At 67.0% G+C, this 16,290-nt stretch carries 16 protein-coding genes; 10 read left to right on the forward strand and 6 right to left on the reverse strand.

Annotated elements, in window-relative coordinates; translation table 11 throughout:
• Positions 1–18 precede the first annotated feature (18 nt).
• Complete coding sequence (gene nrdR, locus BO996_RS23110; RefSeq protein WP_012206755.1) at positions 19–474, forward strand: transcriptional regulator NrdR; 456 nt, start codon at positions 19–21, stop codon at positions 472–474.
• Positions 475–540: 66 nt separating this feature from the next.
• On the opposite strand, the gene aroC is transcribed toward nrdR, so the two are convergent.
• Positions 541–1,638, reverse strand: coding sequence for a chorismate synthase (aroC, locus tag BO996_RS23115; protein ID WP_013801440.1), 1,098 nt, complete (start codon positions 1,636–1,638; stop codon positions 541–543).
• A gap of 199 nt (positions 1,639–1,837) precedes the next feature.
• Between aroC and BO996_RS23120 the strand changes: the two genes are divergently transcribed.
• On the forward strand, positions 1,838–2,335 hold the full coding sequence (locus tag BO996_RS23120; RefSeq protein WP_071956509.1) for a helix-turn-helix domain-containing protein: 498 nt from the start codon (positions 1,838–1,840) through the stop codon (positions 2,333–2,335).
• Positions 2,336–2,485: 150 nt separating this feature from the next.
• On the opposite strand, the gene BO996_RS23125 is transcribed toward BO996_RS23120, so the two are convergent.
• Positions 2,486–2,938, reverse strand: a complete 453-nt coding sequence (locus BO996_RS23125) for a CBS domain-containing protein (protein WP_012206758.1) — start codon at positions 2,936–2,938, stop codon at positions 2,486–2,488.
• Between the two features lie 106 nt (positions 2,939–3,044).
• On the opposite strand from BO996_RS23125, the gene BO996_RS23130 reads away from it, so the two are divergent.
• Positions 3,045–4,343, forward strand: coding sequence for an O-acetylhomoserine aminocarboxypropyltransferase (locus BO996_RS23130; protein ID WP_012206759.1), 1,299 nt, complete (start codon positions 3,045–3,047; stop codon positions 4,341–4,343).
• A gap of 22 nt (positions 4,344–4,365) precedes the next feature.
• Positions 4,366–5,175, forward strand: a complete 810-nt coding sequence (locus tag BO996_RS23135) for an alpha/beta fold hydrolase (RefSeq protein ID WP_071956510.1) — start codon at positions 4,366–4,368, stop codon at positions 5,173–5,175.
• Positions 5,176–5,211: 36 nt separating this feature from the next.
• Here BO996_RS23135 and BO996_RS23140 read toward each other — a convergent pair whose 3' ends face one another.
• A complete protein-coding gene (locus tag BO996_RS23140) occupies positions 5,212–6,687 on the reverse strand; it encodes an acetamidase/formamidase family protein (RefSeq protein ID WP_063325305.1) in 1,476 nt (491 codons plus the stop codon).
• Positions 6,688–6,847: 160 nt separating this feature from the next.
• Between BO996_RS23140 and BO996_RS23145 the strand changes: the two genes are divergently transcribed.
• Positions 6,848–9,280 carry an acetamidase/formamidase family protein gene (locus BO996_RS23145; protein WP_071956511.1) on the forward strand — a complete coding sequence of 811 codons (2,433 nt, stop codon included), beginning with the start codon at positions 6,848–6,850 and terminating at the stop codon, positions 9,278–9,280.
• A gap of 13 nt (positions 9,281–9,293) precedes the next feature.
• On the opposite strand, the gene BO996_RS23150 is transcribed toward BO996_RS23145, so the two are convergent.
• Positions 9,294–10,121, reverse strand: coding sequence for an alpha/beta fold hydrolase (locus BO996_RS23150; RefSeq protein ID WP_071957198.1), 828 nt, complete (start codon positions 10,119–10,121; stop codon positions 9,294–9,296).
• Positions 10,122–10,339: 218 nt separating this feature from the next.
• Between BO996_RS23150 and BO996_RS23155 the strand changes: the two genes are divergently transcribed.
• Positions 10,340–10,693 carry a DUF962 domain-containing protein gene (locus BO996_RS23155; protein ID WP_012206764.1) on the forward strand — a complete coding sequence of 118 codons (354 nt, stop codon included), beginning with the start codon at positions 10,340–10,342 and terminating at the stop codon, positions 10,691–10,693.
• 16 nt (positions 10,694–10,709) lie between these two features.
• On the opposite strand, the gene BO996_RS23160 is transcribed toward BO996_RS23155, so the two are convergent.
• Positions 10,710–12,056 (reverse strand): YihY family inner membrane protein, encoded by a 1,347-nt coding sequence (locus BO996_RS23160; RefSeq protein ID WP_013801433.1) that lies wholly within the window; start codon positions 12,054–12,056, stop codon positions 10,710–10,712.
• 107 nt (positions 12,057–12,163) lie between these two features.
• Between BO996_RS23160 and BO996_RS23165 the strand changes: the two genes are divergently transcribed.
• Both BO996_RS23165 and BO996_RS23170 read left to right on the forward strand, forming a co-directional pair.
• The gene (locus BO996_RS23165) at positions 12,164–12,562 is read left to right on the forward strand and encodes a DUF2069 domain-containing protein (RefSeq protein WP_016451330.1); all 399 of its coding nucleotides are present in this window, start codon (positions 12,164–12,166) and stop codon (positions 12,560–12,562) included.
• Positions 12,563–12,605: 43 nt separating this feature from the next.
• A complete protein-coding gene (locus tag BO996_RS23170) occupies positions 12,606–14,030 on the forward strand; it encodes an FAD-binding oxidoreductase (RefSeq protein WP_071956512.1) in 1,425 nt (474 codons plus the stop codon).
• Positions 14,031–14,154: 124 nt separating this feature from the next.
• Here the strand turns inward: BO996_RS23170 and BO996_RS23175 are convergent, their stop codons facing one another.
• Entirely contained in the window at positions 14,155–14,739 is a 585-nt protein-coding gene (locus BO996_RS23175) for a hypothetical protein (RefSeq protein WP_071956513.1), read from the reverse strand.
• A gap of 175 nt (positions 14,740–14,914) precedes the next feature.
• Between BO996_RS23175 and BO996_RS23180 the strand changes: the two genes are divergently transcribed.
• Positions 14,915–15,739 (forward strand): thymidylate synthase, encoded by an 825-nt coding sequence (locus tag BO996_RS23180; protein ID WP_012206769.1) that lies wholly within the window; start codon positions 14,915–14,917, stop codon positions 15,737–15,739.
• Between the two features lie 21 nt (positions 15,740–15,760).
• Positions 15,761–16,261 (forward strand): dihydrofolate reductase, encoded by a 501-nt coding sequence (locus BO996_RS23185; RefSeq protein ID WP_071956514.1) that lies wholly within the window; start codon positions 15,761–15,763, stop codon positions 16,259–16,261.
• Positions 16,262–16,290: the final 29 nt, after the last annotated feature.

Below are 16,290 nucleotides of genomic sequence, written 5' to 3' on the forward strand. Positions count from 1 at the left end.
CACGCATAGAGGCCTGCCATGAAGTGCCCGTTCTGCAGCCATCCGGACACCCAGGTCGTGGAGACCCGTGAGGCCGAGGATGGGGGCTTCATCCGCCGCCGCCGCCAGTGCGGCGGCTGCGACAAGCGCTTCACCACCTACGAGCGGCCCGAGGTCAGCTTTCCCGCCATCGTCAAGAAGGACGGGCGGCGCATCGAGTACGAGCGCGCCAAGCTGCTGGGCTCGTTCAAGATCGCGCTGCGCAAGCGCCCCGTGAGCACAGAGCAGATCGATGCCGCCATCGAGCGCATCGAGGAGCGGCTGCGCAACCTGGGCGAGCGCGAAGTGCTCTCCAGCCGCCTGGGCGAGATGGTGATGCGCGAGCTCAAGCTGCTCGACAAGGTCGGCTACATCCGCTACGCCAGCGTCTACCGCAGCTTCGAGGATGTGGACGATTTCAAGAACGTCATGGATGAGGTGCGCAATCCCGGCTGATCAGGCCGGCAGGACGCAAGAAAGCCGCCCTTGGGCGGCTTTTTCTTTGGTGGCCTGGCAGTGCTTTCAGGGTGCGGCGGCAGGGATGGGAGCCAGGCCCGAATCCACGTCACCGCACTGTGCGCGGTGGCGCAGCGCATGGTCCATCACCACCAGAGCCAGCAGCGCCTCGGCGATGGGCGCTGCGCGGATGCCGACGCAGGGGTCGTGGCGGCCCTTGGTGATGACCTCGGTGCTCTGGCCCTGCACGTCGATGGATTCGCGCGGCGTGATGATGGAACTGGTGGGCTTGATGCCTATGCGCACTTCCAGATCCTGACCCGTGCTGATGCCGCCGACGATGCCACCGGCGTTGTTGCTGCGAAAGCCTTCGGGACTCAGCGAGTCGCCGTGCGTGGTGCCGCGCTGGACCACGCTGTCGAAACCGGCACCGATCTCCACGGCCTTGACCGCGTTCAGGCCCATCATGGCGTAGGCGACGTCGGCATCCAGGCGGTCATACAGCGGCTGGCCCAAGCCCACCGGCATGCCGCTGGCCTGCACGCGCAGCGCGGCGCCGCAGGAGTCGCCCGACTTGCGCAGCGCATCCATGTATTCCTCGTATTGGGACACATCGGCCACCGGCGCAAAGAAGGGGTTGTTGCGCACATGCTCCCAGCTCTCGAAGGGCAGGGACAACTCGCCCACCTGGGTCATGCAGGCGCGGAACTCGGTGCCGAACTTTTCCTTGAGCCACTTCCTGGCCACGGCACCAGCGGCCACCGTGGGGGCCGTCAGCCGTGCCGAGGAACGGCCGCCGCCGCGCGGATCACGGATGCCGTATTTCTGGAAGTAGGCGTAGTCGGCATGGCCGGGACGAAAGCTCTGCGCAATGTTGGAGTAGTCCTTGCTGCGCTGGTCGGTATTGCGGATCAGCAGCGCGATCGGCGTGCCCGTGGTGCGGCCTTCGTAGACGCCCGAGAGGATTTCCACCGCATCGGGCTCGTTGCGCTGGGTCACGAACTTGCTGGTGCCGGGACGGCGGCGATCCAGTTCTTGCTGGATATCCGCTTCGTTCAGCGCCATGCCGGGCGGACAGCCGTCGATGACGCAGCCTATGGCCGGGCCATGCGATTCGCCGAAGTTGGTGACAGTGAATAGGGTGCCGAAGGTGTTGCCGCTCATAGGCCGACGATTATGCCCGGGTAGCCCGCAAGCGCCGTGCCTGCGGCGGCGGTGCATTGCGCAGGCAGCCATCGCCCGGCGATAACAAATATAGCTATCGGATTGCAAATATTCATAGTTAAAATTGCAATCCACCCTTTTTCAACCGCCTGCGGATCACCACACAGGCACCAGCCGCAAACTGCGGGAGGTTCGTGAAATGCAGGCCTCTTACGACTCAACGCAAAGCCAGGATCACAGCGACCCTGCGCGCAGCACTCCGCCGGCATCGCCAGGCCTTCAGCCCAAGGACGAGGAGCAGGACCTTCGCCCCTCGCTGCTGAATGTACTGCTGACATCGTCCAGCCCTGGCGATTTCAGAACCCGCAATAGGCTTGCCCAGGCCAAGCAGTACATGCGGGCCCGGCTCGACGACCCCGAGCTCAAGCCCTTGCAGGTGGCTCGGGACATGGGCATGTCGCTGCGCAGCCTGGCGCGGCTGTTTGCCACCGAAGGCCTGACCCCGAGCCGCTGGCTCTGGAACGAACGGCTGGCCCAGGCGCACCTGCTGCTTCGGGCAGACAATGCGCGGCGCGTGACCGATGTGGCGCTGGCCTGCGGCTTCACCAGCTTCTCGCACTTCAGCCGTGTCTTCAGACAGGCCTATGACGTGCCGCCCAGCGCCTTGCTCAAGCCCAAACGCCGCCGCGTGCACTGACAGGTCCTGCTGCCCATCCATTCGCTGTTCACGCGACTGTCAGCTTTGCGCCCTGCGCGCAACGACAAAGGCCTCCGCCGCATTTTGCGTTCGGAGGCCTTGCTGCTCAAAGTGAAACGGTCGAACGGTCGGTAGATATCGACCCGATGATCAGTCCGCGCCCTGGCGCTCGCCCTCGGGCCAGTCGCGGATGTAGGCCTTGAGCATGCGGTTCTCGAAGTTCTGGCTGTCCACCACGGCCTTGGCCACGTCGTACAGGCTGATCACGCCCATGAGCATGCGCTTGTCCATCACCGGCATGTAGCGTGCGTGGCGGTCCAGCATCATGCGGCGCACCTCGTCCATGTCGGTTTCCATGGTGCAGGTCATGGGAGCGTCGTCCATGGCCGAGCGCACCAGCGTCTCGCCCACCCCGCCGTGCTTGACGAAGCCCTGGATCACTTCGCGGAAGGTCAGCATGCCGACCACGTCGCCATGCTCCATGACCACGAGGGAGCCGATATCGCGCTCCGACATCACCTGCACCGCGCTGGCCAGGCTTTCGTCCGGCGACACCGTGTAGAGGGTGTTGCCCTTGACGCGCAGGATGTCACTTACTTTCATGCCGTATCTCCAAATTTGTCTGTGTCGCCGTGGTTGCGGCAAGCCCGTGTCTGACAGGAAATATAGCCCACAATGCCCGCTTGCCTTGACAACCATGGAGACAGGAATGCCCGGCTACTCGGACCCCGGCTTTGACACCCTGGCGCTGCACGCGGGCGCACAGCCCGACCCCGCCACCGGAGCGCGCGCGACGCCCATCCACCTCACGACCTCGTTCGTGTTCGAGTCCAGCGACCATGCGGCCTCGCTGTTCAACCTGGAGCGCCCCGGCCACGTCTACAGCCGCATCTCCAATCCCACGAATGCTGTGCTGGAGCAGCGCGTCTCGGCCCTGGAAGGCGGCGTGGGCGCCATCGCCGTGGCCAGTGGGCAGGCGGCGCTGCACCTGTCGGTGGCCACGCTCATGGGCGCGGGCAGCCATATCGTGGCCAGCACGGCGCTGTACGGCGGCTCGCAGAACCTGCTGCACTACACGCTGGCGCGCTTCGGCATAGAAACCACCTTCGTCAAGCCCGGCGACATCGACGGCTGGCGCGCCGCAGTGCGCCCCAACACCAAGCTGTTCTTCGGCGAGACGGTGGGCAACCCGGGCCTGGATGTGCTCGACATCCCCACCATCAGCGCCATAGCCCATGAAGCCGGCGTGCCGCTGCTGGTGGACTCCACGCTGACCTCGCCCTGGCTGATGAAGCCGCTGGAGCATGGCGCGGACATCGTCTACCACTCGGCCACCAAGTTCCTGTCCGGCCACGGCACCGTGGTCGGCGGCATCGTGGTGGATGGCGGCAGCTTCGACTGGGAAAAGTCGGGACGCTTCCCGGAGCTGACCGAGCCCTACGACGGCTTCCACAACATGGTGTTCAGCGAGGAAAGCAGCACCGGCGCCTTCCTGCTGCGCGCGCGGCGCGAAGGCCTGCGCGACTTCGGCGCCTGCATGAGCCCGCACACGGCCTGGCTGATCCTGCAGGGCATAGAGACGCTGCCGCTGCGCATGGAGCGCCACATCCGCAATACCGAGAAGGTGGTGCAATTCCTGGCCAGCCATCCGCTGGTGGGCCGCGTGGGCCACCCGCTGCTGGAGACCCATCCCTCGCACCAACTGGCAAAGAAGCTGCTGCCGCGCGGCGCGGGCTCGGTGTTCAGTTTCGACATCAAGGGCAACCGCAACCAGGGGCGCAAGTTCATCGAGACGCTCAAGGTCTTCAGCCACCTGGCCAACGTGGGCGACTGCCGCAGCCTGGTGATCCATCCGGCCAGCACCACGCATTTCCGCATGAGCGACGAAGCACTGGCCCAGGCCGGCATCGGCCAGGGCACGATACGCCTGTCCATCGGACTGGAGGATGCCGACGACCTGATCGATGACCTCAAGCGCGCCCTCAAGGCCGCTGAAAAGGCAGCGTGAGCCGACAAGGGAGACACCAACAATGAAGATCGATGTTCAGGGCCACGCCATCTACGCCTATACCGGCGGCAAGGCCTTCAACCCCGCCCAGCCCACGGCCATCCTCATCCACGGCGTGCTGTGCGACCACAGCGTCTGGGCCCTGCAAAGCCGCTACCTGGCCAACCACGGCTGGAACGTGCTGGCCATAGACCTGCCGGGCCACTGCCGCAGCGCAGGCGATGCGCCGGCCAGCGTGGAGGCGGCAGCGGATTTCATCGGCCAGCTCATGGATGCGGCAGGCATCGAAAAGGCCGCGCTGGTCGGCCACAGCTGGGGCAGCCTGATCGGCATGGAAGCGGCCGCCCGGCTGGGCGCGCGCGTCAGCCACCTGGTGCTGGTGGGCACGGCCTATCCGATGAAGGTCTCGCCCGCCCTGCTGGACTCCGCACTGAGCACGCCAGAGCAGGCCATCCGCATGGTCAATGTGTTCTCGCGCGCCACGCTGGCGCCACCCAGCGGCGCAGGCAGCTGGGTGTTCGGCGCCGGCATGGCGCTGGGCCGGCGCGTGCTGGCCAGCAATGACCGCACCAACCTGCTGCACGCCGGCTTCAAGGCCTGCGACAGCTACGCGGGCGGCGAGGCGGCCATGGCGGCGCTGCAATGTCCGGTCCTGTTCGCCCTGGGCGAGCAGGACCAGATGACGCCGCCCAAGGCCGCCAAGGGCCTGATCGAGGCGGCCCGGGGCGCGCAGCGCCAGGTCAGCATCGTGCACCTGCCCAGCGGCCACAACCAGATGACCGAGGCGCCCGACCAGACGCTGTTCGCCATCCGGGATTTCCTGGCGCGCTGAGCCCGGCCGGGTCCTGCCCGCAGGGCCCGGACGCACTCACGCGCCGCGCGCGGGGAAGATGCTCTTTTTCACGAGCGCGTGCACGCCCCAGTTGCCATCCACCACCTGGGTGATGCCGAAGTCCACGGCAATCGACATCAGCGAGATGGCCTCGTCCTCTCCCAGCCCCTGGGTGGTCATGAGGAAGTGGCGCATCTTGTGATAGGCGTCGCGCAGCGCCAGGTCCACGGAAGACTTCTTGAAGATCTGGTTTTGCGCATCCGGCCCCAGCTCCGCCAGGTAGTTGGCGTAGCTGAAGCCGTGCAGCAGCCATTCGTCCTGGGTTTCGAGCAGCGGATAGGCCAGTTCGGCCAGCGGCGTTCCAGGCAGGTCCGCCTTCTTGTGCAGGACCAGCTGGAAGGTGCCGGTCAGCGAGCACTCGATGGCCGTGCCGCACAGCTCGGAGTCCCCCTGCGAGGCATGCGGATCGCCCACGGTGAAGTTGGCCCCTGGCACGGCCACGGGGAAATACATGGTCGCCCCCTTGCCGATGCGCCAGTTGTCGATGTTGCCGCCCGTGTGGTTGGGTGGAATGGAGCTGGCCATCTCCACCTCGGCCGGCGCCACGCCGATGGTGCCGAAATGCGGGCGCACGGGAACCCGGATATTGCGCAGCACGTTTTCGTTCTTGCTGATCGTGCGGTGGTCCACGGGCACGCCCGGATAGTCGATGGTCGGGTGAACCACGCCAAAGGGGTCGGTCTGCGGCGTCCAGCGGTAGTTGTAGACGGCGCGGGCCCAGTTGCGCTCGCCGGTCGCATCCACCTCGTAGATGGTGACCACCTCGCGCTTTCGGGGCTCGGTGAGCGTGTCGCCATAGTGAAAGCCCCAGTTCGCCGCCGCATTGCTGCCGAAGGTCCGGCCCTTGAACTGCGGGTTGCCCGAGGGGCGTGGCACCACATCAATGATGCGCACTTCCAGCACATCGCCGGGCTGTGCGCCCTTGATGCGGACCGGCCCCGTGCAGATGTGCACGCCCTGGCCTCCGCCTGCGCCGTTCTTGGCATCCATGGGACCGGCGCCCCGGCGATCGACGTTCTTGCGCTGGCTGTCCCAGTGGAACACGCTCTCGGCGCCCGGGTCGCCCCGGACCATGCGTTCGGCATCGTCATTGGCATGGTGGGTGAGCGTCTCCATGGTCACGTAGTCACCCGATTCGACTTCGACCACCGGCTTGGCCGATCTGCTGAAGTAGCCCCAGAGCACGGTGTTGGCAGAGGCGGGAATGTAGTAGTGGCTGGCCATGCCCTGGCCGGCCCGGGCGCCAGGCGCGCCCTGGGCAAAGGCCCGGGACGGTGCCATCGCGCCGCTGATGGCGCCGGCCGAGACCGCGCCGCCACCGACCACCATGGCGTCGCGCAGGAAGGAACGGCGTGCAACCTGGAATTCCTCGCGGATCAGCTTCTCGTCGGCTGGCGAAGCACCGTGCTGGCAGCCTGGGCCGCAGATATGTTCTTGGTGGGGGATGGTCATCGAAAATACTCCTGCTGTTGTGGATCGGTGCCGGCAGCGCCAGTGTCCAGGCGAGCATGTCCAGGCCGGTTGTTCCTGCGCGCACAAAAACTTGTCGCGGCTGCCATCCGGTGCGCCGGGCTTGGACAGGCAGTACGCGGCAGTTCATAGTTCGCCCCTGATGCACGACGATCCAAGACGCTTTTCCACCCACGCATTTCCCGATGCCTTGCGGCAGGCTGCGCTCAATGAGGCGCTGTCCAGGGCAGACATCCATGGCGAAGCGCCCACGCCACCGGCCACCCACCTGGCGCTGCGCAGCTCGCCACTGGGATCGGTGTTCATCACGCTGGCCACCTCGCCGCTGACGCTGCGGGCCGTGGCCAAGCGGCTGCGCGGCCCGGGCCTGCTGCTGTGCGCCTTGCTGCAAGGCAGCGCCGATGCGGTGATCGAGGACGCCGCGTTCCCGCTCAAGGCCGGCTCGGCCCTGCTGCTGGAGTCAGACCGGGACTGGCAGCTGCAGTTGCCCGGCGACGGCCGCCTGCTGCTTGCGCGGCTGGAGTCCTCGAGCTTTCTGTTGCGCCTGCTGCGCTCGTGCCCGCCCGAGGCCAGGCACATCGGCGGGACAGGCGGCGTGGGGGCCATGTGCATGGCAATGGCGGCCTCACTGGCAGAGCAGATCGACGCACTGGCACAGGACGATCTACTGTCGGTGGAGGCCACGCTCACCGACATGCTGGTCACCTGCCTGACACCGCGCGCCGGCAATCCCGACCAGGAGCAGGCCGAGGCGACCGAGCCACCAAGCGCCGTACAGCTTGGCCATCTGCGCCGCATCTGCCGCGCCATCGAAACCCGGCTGGGCGATGCCGAGCTGTCCATCGATGCCATCGCCGAAGCCGAGGGGCTGTCCACGCGCTATCTGCAAAAGCTGTTCAAGGGAGCGGCCACCAGCTTCAGCACCTACCTGCGCGAACGCCGGCTGGAGCGCTGCCGCATGGACCTGAGCAACCGCTCGCTGCAGCATTTCTCCATTGCCGAGCTGTGCTTTCGCTGGGGCTTTGGCGATGCCGCCAACTTCAGCCGTGCCTTCACGGCCCGCTATGGTCTGTCCCCCAAGGCCTATCGCGCCAGTCCGGCGCGCGTGCAGGATGCGCCGCCCGGCCAGCGCGGACGCCCCTCGCCCGCCGAGAGCGCTGCGCAGGGTACAGAACCGGCCGCAGCGCGCCTGGCACACAGCCCGTTCCAGGCCCTGCTGCGCGACCATGCACGCTACGCCCAGGCGCTGGCCCTTGTGCCCAAGCGCTCGGCGCACGCAGACAATGGCGGTGCGTCGCCCCAGCATTACTACCTTCCGGTCTCCGACAAGACCGTGCACTGGGGCTACCTGAGCCGTTCACTCAAGCCCGTGCTTTCGGTGCGCTCGGGTGACGTGGTGACCATGGAGACGCTGACCCAGCATGCCTCGGACGACTGGGAGCGCATGATCGAAGGCGATCCGGGCGCCGAAAGCGTGTTCCACTGGACCGCAGCCCAAAAGGCCGTGGACCGGCGCGGCGCGGGCCCGATGGATGCCTCGATCTACGGCCGCGGCGCGGGCGAGGGCTTCGGCGTGCACATCTGCACCGGCCCCGTCTATGTGCATGAGGCCGAACCCGGCGACCTGCTGGAGATACGCATCCTCGACGTGCAGCCACGCCCCAGCTGCAGCCCTGCCCACCACGGCCGTGTCTTCGGCAGCAACGCCGCCGCCTGGTGGGGCTTTCACTACCGCGACCAGATCACGGAGCCCCGCCAGCGCGAAGTGGTCACCATCTACGAAATCGACCACGCACTGCCCGAGGAGCCCACGGCCCGCGCTGTCTACAACTACCGCTGGACGCCGCAGACCGACCCCTTCGGCGTGGTCCATCCGACCATCGACTACCCGGGCGTGCCCGTGGACCCCGCCAGCATCACCCGGCGCTTTGGTGTGCTGGACAAGGCACGCGTGCCGCTGCGTCCGCATTTCGGCATGCTGGCCGTGGCACCGCGAGAGGCCGGTCTGATCGACTCCATACCGCCGAGCTACTTCGGCGGCAACCTGGACAACTGGCGCGCCGGCAAGGGCGCGACGCTCTTCCTGCCCGTATCGGTGCCAGGCGCGCTGTTTTCGGTGGGAGACCCGCATGCATCCCAAGGCGACTCGGAACTGTGCGGCACGGCCATCGAATGTTCGCTGACCGGCAGCTTCGAGCTGCGGGTGCACAAGCGCGCCGCGCTGGACAACCGCTTCCTTGCAGAGCTGGACCACCCTTTCCTGGAGACCGGCTCCGAATGGGTGATACAGGGCTTCAGCTTCACCGACCACCTGGCCGAACTGGGCAGCCAGGCGCAGTCCCAGGTCTATCGCAAGTCATCGCTGGAAGGCGCCATGCGTGACGCCTTCCACAAGACAAGGCGCTATCTGATGCTGGCCCATGGGCTGGACGAGGACGAAGCCGTATCGCTGATCTCCGTGGCCGTGGACTTCGCCGTGACGCAGGTGGTCGACGGCAACTGGGGCGTGCACGCCGTGATCAAGAAGGCGCTGTTTCCGCCGGAACTCTCGGCGTCCGCCCAGGCGGGCCAATGAAGCCCGCCCGGGATCAGACCCGTGCCAGAAAACGCGCGATGCGCTGGGCGATGCGCTCGGGCTGCTCGCGGTGGGGAACGTGGCCGCCGCCGGCCACGATCTCCACCTCCACCGGGCCGCTGGCGCGGTCGCGGATGCGCTCGGGGTGGACCAGGGAGCCGAACTCGTCGAGCTCTCCATGGATGGCCAGCACCGGGCAGCGCACGCGCTCCAGCGCCTCGTCCAGCCGGTAGTCGGCAAAAGGCGGGGACAGCCAGGTATCGACCCAGGCAGACAGCACCCAGGCCGCCTTGTCGCCGTGGTATTTCTCCAGGCGCGCCAGCTGGCCGGGCCGGGCGAAATCCTGTTGGGCCGCGCGAATGCCCTGCAAGGTGCGATCTTCCACAAAGGCCTGGGCGGACTCCGTGACGACCGCCTTGCACTGCGCGCCATATCGGGCCGCCACCATGGCGGCCATGCCGCCGCCCACGCTGTGGCCCAGCACAATGAAATCCCCAAGGCCCAGCCCCTGGAGCACGGCCGGAAACACGGTCTCTGCCTCCCGGGCCACAAAGCCCGGCCCCAGCGTGCCCGGATAGGGATCGGACTGGCCAAAGCCCAGCCGGTCATAGGCCAGCACATCGCGGCGCGTGGCCTCGGCCAATTGCTGCGGGAAATCGCGCCACAGCGCCACCGAGCCCAGCGAGTCGTGCAGCAGCACGATGGGCGCGCGCGCCGGGCCTTGTTCGCCTTCGCCGGCCGCCGGCGCCTGCCAGCGCCTGACGTAGATGCTGCCCTGCGGTGTGGGAATGCGGATTTCGTTCAAGGATGCGGGGATGTCGGTCATGCACGAGGAAGGCATCGAAAAAAACTCCATGCCGGTCGGCGCCGGCCCGGCAGACATCATGCGCCTGCATGCCGCCAGAGGGCGACACCGTGGCGACGCGCGGGGCGGAATGCGGCAGCTTTTGTCTCTCTCGGGGCAGCTTTTGCGAACCCGGGCGCGCGGGTTCCTCCGATGGTGAAAGGCCAGGCAGCGGCGTATAAGTTGAAGCCACCCCATGCACGCGAAGGCCTGCCATGTCACACGCTTCCGCTCCCCTGCCCGGCGCCGCACAGGCTGCCGTGGACCCGCGCCAGTTCAAGAGCTTTGCCGAGTTCTATCCGTTCTACCTTCAGGAACACAGCAACCGTACCTGCCGGCGCCTGCACTTCGTCGGCTCCACGCTGGCGCTGCTGTGCCTGTTCGCACTGTTCCTGACCGGCAATTTCTGGTTCCTGCTCGGCGGCCTGCTGTTCGGCTACGGCTTTGCCTGGATAGGGCACTTCGGCTTCGAGAAAAACCGGCCCGCCAGCTTCAAGCGCCCGCTGTACAGCTTTCGCGGCGACTGGGTGATGTGGCGCGACATCCTCACCGGACGCATTGCGCTCTAAAGCGCCGCGCCGGGCACTACGGCCGGGGCCGGCTCTCCAGCAGGCTGGCCAGCGTCATGCCCGCCAGGCCCGTGCGCTCCCACAACGGCTGCACGGCCGCGGAAGGAGCCAGCAGCAGGCGTTCGACCAGGGGGGCCAAGGGCGTGTGTTGCGGGTCCACCAGCAGCATGTAGCGGGGCTCGGTGCCCTCGCTGCCCGCCGCAACGCCAGGCGCCTGCACCGTTCCCACCCAGTCGAGCACGGACAGCGCCTGCAGCACCGGATCGATCTGCTGCCAGTCCACATGCAGGCGGCGTGCCAGATCGCTGGCATACAGGCCCTTGGCGGGCGACTCGCGCTCCTGCTCCAGGTACTGCAGGATTTCCACGGCCATCTCGAACTGCCAGCCCTGCTGTCCGGGCATGCGCTGCACGCCGGCCATGACGATGGGCAGATACGCGGTGACCACGGCGCCCAGCAGCACGATGATCCAGGCCATGTAGATCCAGATCAGCAGGATCGGCAAGGTGGCAAAGGTGCCGTAGATGACCGAATAGGTAGGCACCGAGGCCAGGTACAGGCCCAGCGCCTTCTTGGCCAGCTCCATGCAGGTGGCCACGAACAGGCCGCCCACCCAGGCATGGCGCCAGCGCACCGCCGTATTGGGCACGTAGTGGTACAGGCCCGCCATGCCAGCGGCCAGCGCCAGGTACTCGATGGAATCGAAGATGAAGCGCAAGCCTTCGGGCAGCGCATTGACCAGCCCGCGCGAGGCCGACATCACATAGGACGACAGCACCAGGCTCAGGCCCAGCACCAGCGGGCCCAGCGTGATCGCGGCCCAGTAGATCAGCACGCGCTGGCCCAGCGGCCGCAGCTGGCGCACGCGCCAGATGTTGTTGAGCGTGCGGTCTATGGTGAGGATCAGCGCGACCGCCGTGATCACCAGAATGGAAAAACCGGCCATGCCCAGCTGGCTGGCCTTGGAGGCGAACTGCGTCAGATAGCCCAGCACCTGGCGCGCAATGGTCTCGGGGATCAGGCTGTCGATCAGCCAGCGCTCCAGCACGATCTGCACGCGCGAGAAGATGGGAAACGCCGTGAACAGCGCCAGCGCCACCGTGAAGAACGGCACCAGGGCCAGCACCGTGGTGAAGGTCAGGCTGCTGGCGGTGACGCCCAGCCGGTCCTCGCGAAAGCGTTCGCGCAGCGTGTGCGCGGTATTGCGCCAGGGAAAGCAGCGCAGGCGTTCGCGCCAGGATGGGGGCACCACAGGCTCGGGCCGCTCCATCAGCGAAAGGCTGCGCTCCTGTTCGGGTGCGGGCAGTGCAACGGCACCGTCCTCCAGGCCACCGGCAGGCTCCTGCCCGGGGCCGCCGCTCATCGCCATATCTCCGCTGCAACGCGCGTGCCTGAAACGGGAACGCGCGTGACCATCCAAGCAATCACATGTTCAAAGGACAAGACCATGGCCGATATGATGCCACCCCGATGACTGATTCCATTTCTCGCCCCGGCGCCGATGTCGCCGCCACCCGCTGGCTGGCGGTCTCCAGCCTCATGGGCCTGATCGTGCTGAGCCTGGCCTGGGAACTGTGGCTGGCGCCCATGCGGCCCGGGGGCTCCTGGCTGGTGCTCAAGGCCCTGCCGCTGGCGATTCCGCTGATCGGCCTGCTCAAGCACCGCATGTATACCTACCGCTGGGTCAGCCTGCTGGTGTGGATCTATTTCACCGAGGGCGTCGTGCGCGCCTGGAGCGACCCGGCGCCCGGCCGCTGGCTGGCGCTGCTCGAAGTTTTCCTGTGCCTGATGCTGTTCACCGCCTGCGCCCTGCATGTGCGCTGGCGCCAGCGCAGCGCGCGCCGCGCGGCCCAGGCGGCCGGCGGCTGAGTCCCCGTTTTCATGCCTTCACGTCTTTGAAAGAAGTTGCAACATGACTGCACTGCTTGAACGCCTGCGCCAGATCGTCGGCGAAGCCCATGTCCTCACCGAGGGCGACCTCGTCGCCTATGAACAGGACTGGCGCCGCCGCGTGCGCGGCAAGTCCCTGGCCGTGGTGCGCCCGGCCAGCACGGCCGAGGTGGCTGCCGTGGTGCGCGAATGCGCGACCGCAGGCACCAGCATCATTCCCCAGGGCGGCAACACCGGCCTGTCGGTGGGGTCCACGCCGGACGACAGCGGCACGCAGGTCGTGCTCAGCCTCACGCGCCTGAATGCCGTGCGCCACATCGATCGCGACAACCTGAGCTTCACCGTCGAGGCCGGCTGCATCCTGCAAAGCCTGCAGGAGCTTGCCGAGAAAGAGGGCCTGCTGTTCCCGCTGTCGCTGGCCGCCGAAGGCAGCTGCACCATTGGCGGCAACCTGGGCACGAACGCCGGCGGCACCCAGGTGGTGCGCTACGGCAACACGCGCGAGCTGTGCCTGGGCCTGGAAGTGGTCACGCCGCAGGGCGAGGTCTGGGACGGCCTCAAGGGCCTGCGCAAGGACAACACCGGCTACGACCTGCGCGACCTGTTCATCGGCAGCGAAGGCACGCTGGGCATCATCACCGCCGCCACCATGAAGCTGTTCCCGCAGCCTGCGGCCCAGCTCACGGCCTTTGCCGCCGTGCCGTCCATGGAAGCGGCCGTGCGCCTGCTGGGCATGGCGCACAGGCATCTGGGCGCGGGGCTGACGGGCTTCGAGGTCATGGGCCAGTTCGCGCTGTCCCTGGTGATCAAGCACATGCCCCAGCTGCGCGTGCCCTTTGCGGGCCTGGACGGCGCGCCGCCCTATTACGTGCTGGTCGAGAACTCGGACAGCGAGTCTGAGCAGCATGCGCGCGAGCGTTTCGAGGCGCTGCTGGAGCTGGCCTTCGAGGATGGCTGCGTGCTCGACGCCGTGGTGGCCGAAAGCCTGTCGCAGGCCCATGAGCTGTGGCACATCCGCGAAAGCATTCCGCTGGCCCAGGCCGAGGAAGGCCTGAACATCAAGCACGACATCTCCATCGCCGCATCGCGCATCCCCGCCTTCGTCGAGCACACCGATGCCGTGCTGCAGCGCGAGATCCCTGGCGTGCGCCTGGTCAACTTCGGCCACCTGGGCGACGGCAACCTGCACTACAACGTGCAGGCGCCCGAGGGCGGTGACGCCAAGGCCTTCCTCAACGAGCGAGAGCACCTGGTCAACCACCTCGTCTATGAAGCCGTGGCCGAATTCGGCGGCTCGTTCTCTGCCGAGCACGGCGTGGGCGCGCTCAAGGTGGACAAGCTGGAAAAGTACCAGTCGCCCGTGGCCCTGGGCATGATGCGCGCCATCAAGCAGGCATTGGATCCTCAAGGCCTGATGAATCCCGGCTGCATCCTGGCGCGCGCCTGATCGGGCAGCGCCGGCTTTTCAGGAACGGGCAGTGCTGCAGCGCGGCGCTGCCCGTTCTTGCATCCAAACGCGGTCAGGTGCGGCCAAACTCGGCCAAGTGCGGCCCGGTGCGGCCAGGTGCAGATCAGGAAGCGGGCTTGTTGCTCTCGACCACGGCGAAGGACTTCTGCACCTGGCTGGGCCAGGCGATGTCGGCACCGGCCGCGTCGGAGAAGTCGGTCTGCTTGCCATCGGTCAGCAGCCACACGCGCAGTGCGTTGCGCGCGGGATCGATCACGATGGCGCCCATCTCCTCGCCGCCCTGGTGGGGGCGCAGGCCGACGATGCTCCACACATCGCCTTCCTTGGTCAGAGGGCCCACGGTGCGCATATTGCTCAGCAGGGTCGGGTAGCTGGTGCCCAGCAGCGCCTTGAGCCGGTCGGCCAGCACGCCCTGCTCCAGGTAGTTGGTGCCGTCGTAGGGATACTTGCCCACGTACTCGGCCAGGCTGTCCAGGCCGGGCTCCCCCGCCTTGGCGGTGGACGGCAGGCGCGTGCGCTCGGGAAAGTTCAGCGTCAATGCGGGCGCGGGCGCGGCCACATCGAGTGCCACGGACTGCACGGCCTTGGGAGTGGGAACGGTGGGAGAGCGCGGATCACAGGCTGTCAGCGCCAGCATGGCGGCACCCAGTGCGATTCCGGCCTGCCAGGGGGAGAGCATGGAAGACATGCGCAAGCTCCTTGTCAAAGCGGATGCGAAAAAACCATGGCGCCGGTATGAAAGCCCAGGCAAGACACCGGCGCCCGTCGGCAGCCATTTTCGCACCGGGGGTTGCAAACCTTGTTTCGAGGGGCATGGATACCGTCGGACAAGGCGCCGTATTCATCAAGGGATAATCCCCGCCATGAACATGACTGCCGCGCCCCGCCCTGCCCGCTCACAGTACGAAGATTTCATGCGCCATGTCTACGAACATGGCGTGTCCAAGACCGACCGTACCGGAACGGGTACGCGCAGCGTGTTCGGACACCAGATGCGCTTCGATCTGTCCGAAGGCTTTCCGCTGGTCACCACCAAGAAGGTGCACCTCAAATCCATCATCCTGGAACTGCTGTGGTTCCTGCGCGGCGACAGCAACGTGCGCTGGCTGCAGGAGCGCGGCTGCACCATCTGGAACGAATGGGCACGCGAGGACGGCGACCTGGGCCCGGTCTACGGCGTGCAATGGCGCAACTGGCCCACGCCGGACGGCGGCCACATCGACCAGATCGCCGAAGTGGTCAAGCAGCTCAAGAGCAACCCGGACAGCCGCCGCATCATCGTCAGCGCCTGGAACGTGGCCGACCTGCCGCAGATGGCGCTCATGCCCTGCCACGCCTTCTTCCAGTTCTATGTGGCTGACGGCAAGCTCAGTTGCCAGCTGTACCAGCGCAGCGCGGACATCTTCCTGGGTGTTCCCTTCAACATCGCCAGCTACGCATTGCTGACCCACATGCTGGCCCAGCAATGCGACCTGCAGGTGGGCGACTTCGTCTGGACCGGCGGCGACTGCCATATCTACAACAACCATTTCGCCCAGGTCGAGACCCAGCTGGCGCGCCAGCCCTTCGCCTACCCGACGCTGCAGATCAAGCGCCGGCCCGACTCCATCTTCGGCTACGAGTACGAGGACTTCGAGGTCGTCGGCTACCAGCACCACGAGCCCATCAAGGCCCCCGTGGCCGTCTGAGGCTGCAGAAAGACCCGCCCGATGGCCATCCATCTCATCTACGCACGCGCCGCCAACGGCGTCATCGGCAAGGACAATGCCATGCCCTGGCACCTGCCCGAGGACCTGGCGCACTTCAAGCAATTGACCCAGGGCTCTGCCGTGGTCATGGGCCGCAAGACCTGGGACTCGCTGCCGGCCCGCTTCAGGCCGCTGCCCGGGCGCACCAACATCGTGGTCACGCGACAGACGGATTGGGCGCCCGAGCCGGCCGCCCCCGGCGTGCTGCACGCCACCAGCCTGGAGCAGGCCCTGGCTCTGGGCCGCCAGGCATCGGCCGACGTCTGGGTCATGGGCGGTGCCCAGATCTACGCCCAGGCCCTGCCGCTGGCCGACAGCATCGAGGTGACCGAGATAGAGCGCGACTACGAAGGCGATGCCTTCGCCCCCACGCTCGGCCCCGAGTGGCAGGAAGCGTCACGCAGCCGCCATGTGGCCGCCAACGGGCTGCCCTACAGCTTTGTGCGCCTGCAACGACGCTGACATACCCCTGTCGCACACGGGGCTGGCGG

Source organism: Delftia sp. HK171 (genome assembly GCF_001886655.1).
Lineage (GTDB): Bacteria > Pseudomonadota > Gammaproteobacteria > Burkholderiales > Burkholderiaceae_C > Comamonas > Comamonas acidovorans.

Bases quoted from the DNA above. Each gene is read 5' to 3' on its own strand.
- nrdR (WP_012206755.1), top strand. From the start codon at position 19: ATGAAGTGCCCGTTCTGCAGCCATCCGGACACCCAGGTCGTGGAGACC.
- aroC (WP_013801440.1), bottom strand. From the start codon at position 1,638: ATGAGCGGCAACACCTTCGGCACCCTATTCACTGTCACCAACTTCGGC.
- BO996_RS23120 (WP_071956509.1), top strand. From the start codon at position 1,838: ATGCAGGCCTCTTACGACTCAACGCAAAGCCAGGATCACAGCGACCCT.
- BO996_RS23125 (WP_012206758.1), bottom strand. From the start codon at position 2,938: ATGAAAGTAAGTGACATCCTGCGCGTCAAGGGCAACACCCTCTACACG.
- BO996_RS23130 (WP_012206759.1), top strand. From the start codon at position 3,045: ATGCCCGGCTACTCGGACCCCGGCTTTGACACCCTGGCGCTGCACGCG.
- BO996_RS23135 (WP_071956510.1), top strand. From the start codon at position 4,366: ATGAAGATCGATGTTCAGGGCCACGCCATCTACGCCTATACCGGCGGC.
- BO996_RS23140 (WP_063325305.1), bottom strand. From the start codon at position 6,687: ATGACCATCCCCCACCAAGAACATATCTGCGGCCCAGGCTGCCAGCAC.
- BO996_RS23145 (WP_071956511.1), top strand. From the start codon at position 6,848: ATGCACGACGATCCAAGACGCTTTTCCACCCACGCATTTCCCGATGCC.
- BO996_RS23150 (WP_071957198.1), bottom strand. From the start codon at position 10,121: ATGCCTTCCTCGTGCATGACCGACATCCCCGCATCCTTGAACGAAATC.
- BO996_RS23155 (WP_012206764.1), top strand. From the start codon at position 10,340: ATGTCACACGCTTCCGCTCCCCTGCCCGGCGCCGCACAGGCTGCCGTG.
- BO996_RS23160 (WP_013801433.1), bottom strand. From the start codon at position 12,056: ATGAGCGGCGGCCCCGGGCAGGAGCCTGCCGGTGGCCTGGAGGACGGT.
- BO996_RS23165 (WP_016451330.1), top strand. From the start codon at position 12,164: ATGACTGATTCCATTTCTCGCCCCGGCGCCGATGTCGCCGCCACCCGC.
- BO996_RS23170 (WP_071956512.1), top strand. From the start codon at position 12,606: ATGACTGCACTGCTTGAACGCCTGCGCCAGATCGTCGGCGAAGCCCAT.
- BO996_RS23175 (WP_071956513.1), bottom strand. From the start codon at position 14,739: ATGTCTTCCATGCTCTCCCCCTGGCAGGCCGGAATCGCACTGGGTGCC.
- BO996_RS23180 (WP_012206769.1), top strand. From the start codon at position 14,915: ATGAACATGACTGCCGCGCCCCGCCCTGCCCGCTCACAGTACGAAGAT.
- BO996_RS23185 (WP_071956514.1), top strand. From the start codon at position 15,761: ATGGCCATCCATCTCATCTACGCACGCGCCGCCAACGGCGTCATCGGC.